The 11,020-nt window shown below is 61.7% G+C and carries 2 protein-coding genes; both read left to right on the top strand.

All coding sequences use genetic code 11. The features are described from left to right. The first annotated feature begins 132 nt into the window (after positions 1 to 132). Positions 133 to 2,112 (top strand): RHS repeat-associated core domain-containing protein, encoded by a 1,980-nt coding sequence (locus tag ACLJK8_RS20330; RefSeq protein WP_413152188.1) that lies wholly within the window; start codon positions 133 to 135, stop codon positions 2,110 to 2,112. Between the two features lie 140 nt (positions 2,113 to 2,252). After that, positions 2,253 to 10,928: a neuraminidase-like domain-containing protein gene (locus ACLJK8_RS20325; protein ID WP_413152187.1), complete on the top strand. Its 8,676-nt coding sequence runs from the start codon at positions 2,253 to 2,255 to the stop codon at positions 10,926 to 10,928. The last annotated feature ends 92 nt before the right edge of the window (positions 10,929 to 11,020 follow it).

Below are 11,020 nucleotides of genomic sequence, written 5' to 3'. Positions count from 1 at the left end.
GGACTACAACGAAAACCACCCGCACTCAGGGCTGAAAATGCGCTCGCCCCGCGAGTTCATCGCAGCTGAAACCGCAACCGCCTGAGTGTCCGGTGAAATGGGGGCAAGACCAGGGACGACGCGCAGCAGACGGTGTTCTTCGCCAACAGCCGGGTCGACCCGAGTTGCGACTACACCTACGATGCGATCTACCGCCTGATCGAGGCGACCGGCCGCGAGAACGCCGCCGCCGCCGCGCCGCCGCCCAACCGGGAAGGCCCGTGGCCCACGGGTGGCTTTCCCTCGGCCGACGCGCTGCGCACGTACACGCAACGCTACCGCTACGACGCGGTCGGCAATTTCGTCGAGATGGTGCACGCGCCGGGCACCGGCAGCGGCTGGACCCGGCACTACAAGCCCGGGACGGACAGCAACCGCCTCGACCAGACCTGGTACGGCAGCCACACCGGCGGGGCCGTCACCTATCACCACGACGCGCACGGCAACATGCTGAACCTCAATCGGGTCGAGACGCCGCCGCCGCTCGACCCCGAGGAGAAGTGGGGCCTGCATATCCGCTGGGACTGGCGCGACATGATCCTGGGCATCGACCTGGGGGGCGGCGGCCTGGCGCGATACCACTACGGGATCGACAAGCAGCGCACGCGCAAGCGGATCACGCGCCAAGGCAATGGCGTGGAGGACCGCATCTATCTGGGCGGCTACGAGCTATACCGGCGCTTCAAGTCCGACCGCACGACCCTCGTCGAAGAAATCGAGATGCAGCACCTGTTCGAAGGCGAGCAACGGGTGCTGCTGGTCGACGACGTGATCAGATCAGGCGGCGCCACCGATCCTCGGCCGGACGGATTGCCGGTCAAGGAGCAAACGCTGTTCCGCTACCAATACGGGAACCATCTTGGTTCGGCATGTCTCGAGCTCGATCATCGCGCCGAGATCGTTTCCTACGAGGAGTACCACCCGTACGGGACGAGTGCGTATCGGCTGATGGAGAGTCGCATGGAAGCGCCACCGAAACGCTATCGCTACACCGGGATGGAGCGGGATGACGAGAGCGGGATGCATTACCATCTGGCTAGGTACTACGCGAATTGTCTAGCAAGGTGGTCAAGTTATGATCAAAAATATTTGGAAGATGGGCCAAATATATATCAGTATACTTTGTCAAATCCAATTAGATACACGGACCCATCAGGATCGCAACATGTCGAGCAGGTTGCCGCGGAGGACCCCTTAGTAGCAGGCTGCGTGGGCGGCGAGTGTTACTTTGGTATTCGTCAAAGTAAATTTCAGGAGCTGCAAAACAAAGAAGCCGAACGTCAGTGGTTTGGCACGCTGTCAGCGGTCGCAAGCAACCCGTTTAGCGCGATATTTTGGAATCTCTCAAATATAATTACGGATGATCCTAGCAAACAAGCAGCTGCTGCTCAGTTGGGCGTAGACGTGTTTGGGGTCGCGTCCGCGTCAGCTGGCGTTGCCGACCGTCTTCAGCAAATGAAGAGCGTCGCCTCTGCTCAGCCGCAGCGCCCGGTCGCGGCATTTGTCAGACCCGCTACTAACTCCGCAGTACCTCCACCAAGTTCCGAGCCTCCCAAAGTACAAACGAAGCCATTCGTAAACTCGGGCGGCACTGTTATCGTCACCGATCCGTTGATGGCGGCCGGCACAGTGGAGGAGACCGCCACTACACCCAATAAGCCATTCATAAATTCAAGAGGCACTGTCATCGTCACCGATCCGTTGATGGCCGCCGGCACAGTAGAAGAGGCAGTTACCACTGACGCCCAGAAGATCAACTGGGGGCAACAGAATAAGCATGTGCTCTTCGCAAACGAGCGCGACACCGCGACACGCCCGGAGAAACCGGGACAGCCACCTCGCTCCAAAAGCCTGTTAGTCGGCGAGCCGGAAACCTTGGCGCAGGGCGGCTCGGCCGAGCAGCGAGGACCGATCGCTCCACCCGCTGTCGGATCAAAGGAACTCGTTGACTTCGGTCAAGTAATCGGTTGGGTGATGTTCCCCGGAAATCTAAGGTACGCAGAACCAACTTTCTTTGGCATGAGACACTATGCGACAAAGGGGGTTCATATAGTCCCGCATCTTCCAAAGTAATCTAAGTAGGATGCGGTCCGGCCATACTTCGTTGATTTACTTTGCAGAATGAGTGTTACATCTGCGTCGTTCAGCAAACGCTTCTCTTGCGCGCGGTGACGACGTCGTTACCTAGATCATCTGCCAAGGGGAGCAAGCGTATGAACCCGATCGAGCCACCCATCAGAGCCGGCGACACGGGAGAGTCGGTCGCAAATCTCCGCCGCGCGCTGCTGTTTTTGCTGGAACGGCCCGTTATTCGGTCGTTCGATTCGCCCAACCAGCCCACTGCGGATGAGCTAGCAGAGCTCTTCGCGAGCATCCGCGCCGAGCTGGAAACCGACGAGCCCTTTGTCTTTGGCGGCGGCACCCAGAGAGCGTTGTTCTATCTCCAGGTCCAACAGGGGCTGGGCGACCATTTGTACGGCTTCGTCGACGATACGACGGCCGCGCTCCTCAACGCGCTTCTGTTGGAGTTCGGCGCATTCGAGCGCGTGGTGTCGGGCCACCTGAGCACGCCGATGGGGCGCCCCGTGCCGGCGATGCTAGTCATCGCGTACGACCGCGACCTTTTCGACAGCCAGCAGCTGGGTAGTGCGATCACCGATCCAGAGGGCGGCTACTGGATTGCGTACCGGCTAGAGCAGGCGGTGGACGGAGAAGGCCGGCCCGTCATCGGGGCCGACCTCGAGATCCGAGCGCTGGCGGCCGACGGCGCCGAGCCCCTCGCCGTAAGTCCCGTTCGGTTTAACGCGGGCGCGGTCGAGACCATCGACCTGGTGGTTCCCGTGGCCGATCCGGGCCCGGTCGAGTTCGTCGACGTCAGCAGCCGTATCGTGCCGATGCTCGGCGACCGCCATCCGGAGGTCCTGACCGCCGAGCACATCGACTTCATCGCCGGCGACACAGGCCTGACCGTGGAGGCGGTGCGCGCCTGGGTGTCAGCCGCACTGATGCATCTGGAGGCGCGGGGGTTGCTGGATGGCCGGCCGCCCGAGTTTGACCGTGTGATATATACCACAGGTTGGGCATTCTTCTTCGCAGTGCTGCGGGCAACGGCGTCCACCGACCTCGACCGCATAATCGCGCGCGGCCGCGCCGCCTGGGAGGCCGAGCAGTCGCTTGCCGAAGCGGTGCGGCGAATTCGTGTACTCGACGACGCAGAGCGAAACGAGCTGATGGAGGCATTGTCTCTGCTTGCGCGACTGGTCCGCATCGACTGGCGCCGACCGTCACCGACCCCGCTGGCCCTGGTGCTGGCGGACGCGCCCTTGCCGCGGCCGATGGCGCTGCAGGCGCTGGACATCTATGACCAGACCGGCCTCGGGCAGGCTGACGCCTTTCGCGGGATCGAAGCGGGTACCTCCGACGAGTTTGCCGCCCTCGACCGCTTCATTCTCGCGCTGCGCCTGCGCGCCACGCTCGGGCCGGACCCGGGTTTCTCGCAGGCAGTCAAGGCGGAACTCGGCGACGTGGCGGACCCGCAGTCCGCGCTGGCGGAGTGGAGCGTCGGCCGGTGGCGCGAGGTCCTGAGCCGAACCGGGATTGCCGAAGGACCCCTGACACCCGACTCGGCCCATGCTCGCGCCATCGAGCTGCAGCTCAAGGCCGAGCAGGCGATGCCGCTGCCCGCTCTTGTGCAGCGCCTGACGGATGTTGGCACGTCGCTAAAGAACCCCGCGTTGCAGGACCTGCCCCGGGTGCTACCGAAGTACGGAGAACAGGCGAAGGCGCTGCTCGATGGGAAGCCGGTCGTCGTCGACGATGGCAGCGGAATGCCGCACGAGCACGCAACAATGGTGCGGAATCTCGGGCGCTACCTTGGGATGGGGGTCACGCTCGAGGGTGGCTTAGCCCTCATCGACCAAAGAATACCCAGCCCAGGCGCTGCGATGAATTATGGCTCCCAGGCGGTGAAGCAGGCCTTAGGCAGCCTTTATCCTCCTGCCGTCGTTACCGGGCTTACTGAGACCCTGGAGATGGCCGCCGACGCGGCCAACGGTTTTGTTGCTTCCATCGCCACACAGTGGTCGAACTTTCCGTTGTTTGTCACCAGCGGCATATCGGCGGCACAGCCGCAGGCCGACCAGACCGCTTCCATTCTGCAGAACCTGCTAGGCAGCCACGACGGCTGCGCGTGCCGGCCTTGCGAGTCGGTGCTGAGCCTAAGCGCCTATTTGGTCGATCTGCTGAACCTGCTGAAGACTGCAGTGAAGACGGGCACCACCGCATCGCCGCCGGAAACGGCACAATCCGAGCTTCGCACACGGCGACCCGACATCTTCCAGCTCGACCTGGGCTGCGAAGCCGCAGAAAAAGAGGTGCTCCATATCGACCTGGCCATTGAAGCGATGGAACGAGAGTTGGGCACCAGTCCGGGTGCGCAGCTTGCGAACGCACCGTACCCGTGGAACTTGCCGTTCGACCGCAATTTCGCCGAACTGCGTCTAGTGGGCGAGCGTCTCGGCCTCGAACGCAGTAAACTGCTGGAGTTGATGGCCACAGCGCCGGCGGATGATGTTGCGGCATCAACACTTGGTATTGCGCAAACCCAGAGCGGTTCCGCGCTGTCTGAGTGGGCGTTGATAACTACGCCGCGCAGCGGCGACGAGCTCGCCGATGCGTGGGGTATCCCGCGAGGTAGCAGCATCACAATTGCTGACCCGGACACTGGAACCCCGCGAACGGGGTCGGTACCGACCGTTCTAGGTCGCGCGTCGGTTCTGCTCGAACGGGCGGGTCTGGAGCTCGATGAGCTCGATAGCGTCCTGGCCACTCGGTATCTCGGCGGCTTGGCGTTGAGCAACCGCCAGCAGTGCAAGACCAGCGATATGACGCTGTCAGGGCAACCAGAAGCCGTGTTCGATCGCCTGCATCGGTTCGTTCGACTCCGGCGAAAGCTACAGGCTTGGAGCGTGCCGCTCGTCGACTCGGCGCTGCAGGCGTGCGCGCTGCCAACCACGGGCCGGGGAACCGCAGATTATGTTGCCGCGCTGCGAACCCTGGGTGCGGCCGAGCGGGTGCGTGTGGCCTTGAACCTTCCCCCGGAGATCGTGTTGGCCATGCGGCTGCCGCTTGACGACATCCGGCTGAAGTCGGAGGCAACGGGCACCCTTTTCGCGCACGAGTTTGGGCCACTCGCGAGTGCGATCGCGAACGGGGACACCATCACCGACAACTTCGACCTGGTTGCTGGCGCACTCGGTTGCGACAGTCGCGACTTGGCGATGCTGATCGCCACCACCGGCGCGCCGATGCTCGATCAGGTTAGCGACGTGCTGAACTCCGCCAATCTGACATGGCTCTATCGCCACGTGCATCTGGCCCGCGCGCTTCAGGTTTCTGTGCCACAGCTGGTGCAGCTGAAGCTCGCCACCGCAATTGATCCATTCGAGGTCATTTCGACGACGCTGACCTCCACCGCTGGCTTTGAGCGTCTACTAGCGATCCATGACGCGGCCGCGCGCATCGCGGCCAGCGGCTGGTCGGTCGAAGTTGCGACCGACATTCTGGTGCCGGCGTCAACGCTAGCGAAACTGGCTAATCGCCTTCCTGGACTCGATGTAGCTGAGGTTGCCGATCCCGCTCTCGTTATGGAGCGGCTCGTTGCGCTTCAGACGGCACTTCGTCGTGCAGCGAGTGATGCTGAGGCGTCGCGGTCGGCCGCGCATGTCGAACGGGCGCTTCAACCGTGGATCGGGAACGAGGCGGCAGGACGTGTGATGACAGCGCTGGTCGCGGCATCGGCGGCGCGGGCCGCCCAAACGCTTGGCACGGTGCCGGACGCTGCAGCCGTTGCGCTACTGTCCGCTTCTACTCGTCCCGAGTACTCGGCAGGTAACTTTGCGCCGCTATTCAGCGCCGGGGATGCGGCCAATCTCCTTAAGCCCAACGCCGGGCTAAGAACCCTGCTCTCCAACCGACTAAACAGGCTCTCCGGGCGTCTCGCCGAGCGTGAGCGTGAGCGGCGGCTTGGGGTGGCGGTGCAGGGCGAGACGGGCCTGCCAGTAGACTTGGTCGATCTATTGCTCACTTCCGGCCTACCCGTTGTCACGAGCAGCGGATCGGCAAGTCCGGCCCGCCAAGCGCTGCTCGCAGAGGGGTTCTGGAGAGGTGCTCGGGCGAGCGATCCGCCGCCTGCGGTCGACGTGACGGCACGGCCGGATCTGCACGAGTGGATGGTGCGGCTGCACAAGCTCGCCGCGCTGGTCCGAGCCGGCGGAGAGGACACCAGCTGGCTGAGCCTGTCAAAGCATGTGCGGGCGGCCGGTGCCGCTGCAGCGGGTATCGACTGGTCCACCGTAATTGCGCCACGGGATGTCCCCACCGGCTCGAGCTGGGCCCCACGCTGGGACGCACTGTCGGCTTGTGTCGATGTGCGGGCGCTACTCGACCTCAATGCCCTCGCCCCGGCTACCGTCAAAAGCCACTTCCACCGCTTGGCCGCAGGCACTGGCGCACTAAGTGACACCGATCTTCAGCCGCTTTGCATCCGTCTAGACGTCGCTGCGACGGAATTGAGGGAACTGGCAAAGCTTGGGACTGGTGCCGTCTCGCGAGAGACTCTTGCACAGCCGACGGCGTTGCTCCGTCTGTTGGCACTTGCCCAACTATTGCGCCGCGCGGGAGCTACCGCCGCGCAAGCAACGGGCGTGCTGGCAACTGACCTGAACTCCCACGCCGCGCAGGTGCTGCGCCAGTTGGCTGAGACGCAAGGTGGTTCGGACGTAACGCTTGCGAAGATCGCCGACAGCTGTCGCATGCTGCACCGGGATGCCGCAGTCGCGTTGCTTCTGCACAAAAAGGGATGGCGAAGCGCAGATCGCATTTTTGAGCACTGTCTCATCGACCCGCTGGTCCAGCCGTGTCTGAACACGACTGCGACATTGCAGGCGGTGGCGGCGGTGCAGCTTTTTATTCAGCTATTGCTTTACGGTCGAGAGTCGGACTTCACCGGCGTTGAGAAGTTGCGCCGGCGCTGGACCTGGATGCGCAGCTACCGCATCTGGGAGGCTAACCGTAAGGTCTTCCTCTTCCCGGAGAACTGGTTGTTTCCGGAACTTCGCGACGACAAGTCGTCGAGCTTCCGCCTTCTGGAGGCTGACTTGGGCCAGGGCGAGCTCAACGGCGAGCGGGCGCGGGAGGCGTTCGGCGCCTTCCTCGATGACGTAGTTCAGATGAGTGACGTTCAGGTTCTTGGCATGTACGATGACGCGACTTGGGACACGTCGTCGACGCCGCCAAAGCGGACCCACCGAGATCTGTATGTTGTAGGGCGCAGCGCTAATCCGCCCTACTTGTACTATTGGCGGCGCTGCGTTGATTTCGGTGGTACCGGTATGGAGTGGTCCGGCTGGCAGCGGATCGAACTGGACATCCAAGGTGACCATCTGCTGCCGTTCGTAAACGGTGGCGCATTGTGGCTAGCTTGGCCCGTGCTCACTGAGCGCGAGTCGAGCGGGGACTGGCAACTATCCTTTGACTGGTCCCGCTTGGACGTCGACGGATGGCGGCGCGCTGAAAGTGCGCGCGTTCCAAAAGACCTGGCTCCTGTGGCGTTTGTGCCTCGGGAAGAGGCGTTCACGTTCCGTTGCCTCGTGGAACCTGGAGGTGTCAGGATCGGATGCTTTGCACTGCCTGCGCCAAAAAACTCACTTACTAATCGGCCAACTCAGGAAGTCACTTATAGAGAAGACGAATTGGATTTGACCGTAGAGTGGAGTAATATTTTTAAGAACTGGTGTAATCCTTTTTCACATAGCGGAGTCCTGCCAAGCTCGGTAATTGTGGATGGTCAGATCACTATAGTTGAGAGATTGAGAATAGATCAAGTTAGTTCTGCATACATCAGCGCGATACATCGAATCTTTTGGGAATGTTGGATTAAAGCAAAAAGTAATGACGGAAAGTCTGTTGGATATATAAAGATAAGTTCAGATCCTGGTGGAACTGCAAATCCACGCTTTATCCTCCGAAGCTTGGTTGGTAGGGAGGTAGTTAGGTCGGTCGGAATTGGTCAAACGTTAGGGCTGTGGTCGGCCGTTTTACCTGGTTCTGCTTACTCAGGTTCCATTCCAGAGGTTACGTGCTTCGCGCAGTATACACTGGGTTCCTCTATATTTATATCGAGTAACATCCCGGTGCCAGCTACCCCCAAGGGAAAATTCTGCCGCACGGACATAAGAATGGTGATAGAGCCGCGAGCGGGTGAGGAGCCGTCACTGGCAGAGCTGGGCGTCTCGGTGCCGGCAGACCTTAAGCCAGTAGCTAGCTTCGTCCTACCTGAGACCGGAAAAGCCGATTGGGAACCCGGCAACCTTCCGATGCCGGCGTTTCACAGAGGGACTTTGCCCTTCATGAACGGCATGCAAGCTGATGTGAAAAGCATGCCAGCTGAAAGCAGGAACTCGTGGCCGCTGGTTCTGCCCAAGGTACCACCGCAGTTTAATAATGTAGTCCCGGCGGCAGGAAGTAGCTCGGATGCCCAGACGTGGCGCGATTACTGGTTGCTTCCGGTTTCGGATCAGCCAGTTGCACAACGGGGATCGACCGCATGGTACTACCGCGAAGGAAAGGCGTCAGCGTTTCTGGATGTGCATACGCCGCTGGCGGCGAGTGCACACGTGGACGGATACGCAGCGTCGTTTCCGGAGGCGAGATCGATACGACGCGATTGGAATCAGTCGCTATCGCTTGACGCGCCAGCCGCTCAGTCCATTGCCTACGGAGCCAATTTGCTGCCCGCGCCAATCAACACGATGCACCCCAAGCTCTGGCAGGATCAGGTCAGCGGTGCGTCCTCGTTCGACTTAAGCGTTCCGAATGCCTGTTATGGCTGGGAGGTCTTCTTCCATGCCCCCCTCATAATTGCAGACCAACTTTCAAAGCAGCAGCGTTTCGAGGAATCCGAGCGCTGGCTTCGCATGCTCTTCGACCCGACCAGCGGCGGCGTCGGCAGCGACCCCAAGCGTTTCCTCAAGTTTCGTGTGTTCAAGGAACTTGATCCGCGCAACGACGTCACCAACCAGCTTAAGCTGTTGGCCCAGGCGGCCGCCGGGGTGAGCGCCGCCGATGTGGGTCCGATCAAGAAGCTTGTCGAGCGCTGGCGCGACCTTCCCTTTCGCCCGTTCGCAATCGCTCGCCGCCGGCACGTCGCGTTCTTGTGGCGGACGCTGTTCGCCTATCTCGATAACCTGCTCGCGTGGGCAGACAGCCTCTATCGTCAGGACAGACGCGAAGCGATTTCCGAGGCGACGCTCCTCTATGTGCTCGCAGCTCGTCTCCTCGGAACCCGACCCAAGCTGCGCGAGAAAGGCGCGCAACGGCCGGCACGGACCTACGACTCAATGCAAGGCGACTGGGACGACTTCGGCAATCTATGGATCGATGCGAGCATCGCCATAGATCCGAACCTCACCATCAGTCCGCGCGACTTATCCGGTCTGCCCGGGTTGAACCCACGCTGGACGGAGCAAGGATGGCCCCGCGCTGATGGCTTTCTCTTTTTCTGCCTGCCGCACAACGATAAGTTGTTCTCGTACTGGAACATGATCGAAAGCAGACTCTTCAACATTCGGCACTGCCGTAACATCGATGGAATCGAGCGGCAATTACCGCTCTTGGATCCGTCGATTGATGTCGAATTGCTTGTGCGCGCCACAGCGGCTGGTTTGGACCTCGGTCAGGTCATCGCTGGCCTTTACGCGCCGCCGCCACACTACCGCTTCTCGGTGCTTGCAGCGCGTGCATCGGAGCTCGCGGCCGAGACGCGTACGCTCGGTGGCGCCCTGCTCGCAGCGATCGAAAAGCGCGACGCCGAACGGCTTTCGCAGCTTCGCTCGACAAACGAGTTGGCGATGCTCGAGCGGGTCGAGGCCGTGCGCCTGCTCCAGATTGACGAGGCTGAGGCGAATGTGGCGGCGCTGCGCGCTACGCGCGAGCTGACGGAGTCACGCTACGAGCAGTACCAGCGCTTGATCGGGCGCGAAGGCAGTGCCGCGCCGTCGGTCGGTGCCTCGCGCGGTGAGGAGTCGATGCTCGGTCGCATTGAATCGGGCGCGAGTGCAGGAAGCAACCTCGGCCTCATTGAGCAGGAGAGTAAGCAGATTGAGTATGTGGGCCAAGCATACGGCTGGTCGCTCGCGGCAGGCGTTGCCAAGGGCAGCGGCGGGGCCGCGCACATGACGTCGAGCATTGTGTTAGCTGCCGCAGGTAGCACCGACCCTGGAAAGGTGGCGGCTGAAATCCTAAAGGCCGTCGGTACCGGCTTGTCAACAACCGGTGACATGTTTGAGCTCGTCTCACGCGGCTGGCAGCATGGCGCCAACCACGAAGGCCTCATGGCCGGGCACACTCGGCGGCGCGACGAGTGGGCCTTTCAAAGCAACCAAGCGCTGCGTGAACTGCGCCAGATCGACCGACAAATCCTGGCAAACGAGATCCGGATCTCCATCGCGAAGAAGGAGCTTGAAAACCAGCAACTGCTGATCGACCAAACGCAGTCCATCGATGACTTCCTGCACGACAAGTTTAGCAATGTCCAGCTCTACGACTGGATGGTGCAGCAGCTTGCTGCGGCGCACCTCACGGCCTATCGTTTGGCCCGCGAGCTCGCGTTGCGCGCGCAGGCCGCTGCCGAGCGCGAGCTGGGCGGAGCTCGACTTAACGTGATCGGCAACGCCCACTGGGATGGGCTGCGGGGGGGGCTACTGGCCGGCGAGCGGCTGCATCAGGAGGTGAAGCGGTTGGAAGTCACCTTCCTCGATCGCAATGTACGCGAACATGAGATGACGAAGCACATCTCGCTACGCCGCCTCTGTACCGCCCCCGGATCCTGAGACACCTGATTGCGCTTACGCGGCCAGCGGGATCGTGTCCATCTGGTCGCGTCGGAATTGGGCTGGGGAGCGGTGTCCGTGCCGCTCGATCA

The organism is Amaricoccus sp. W119 (assembly GCF_047275745.1).
Lineage (GTDB): Bacteria > Pseudomonadota > Alphaproteobacteria > Rhodobacterales > Rhodobacteraceae > Amaricoccus.
This window is presented reverse-complemented; position numbering and strand designations above follow the sequence as displayed.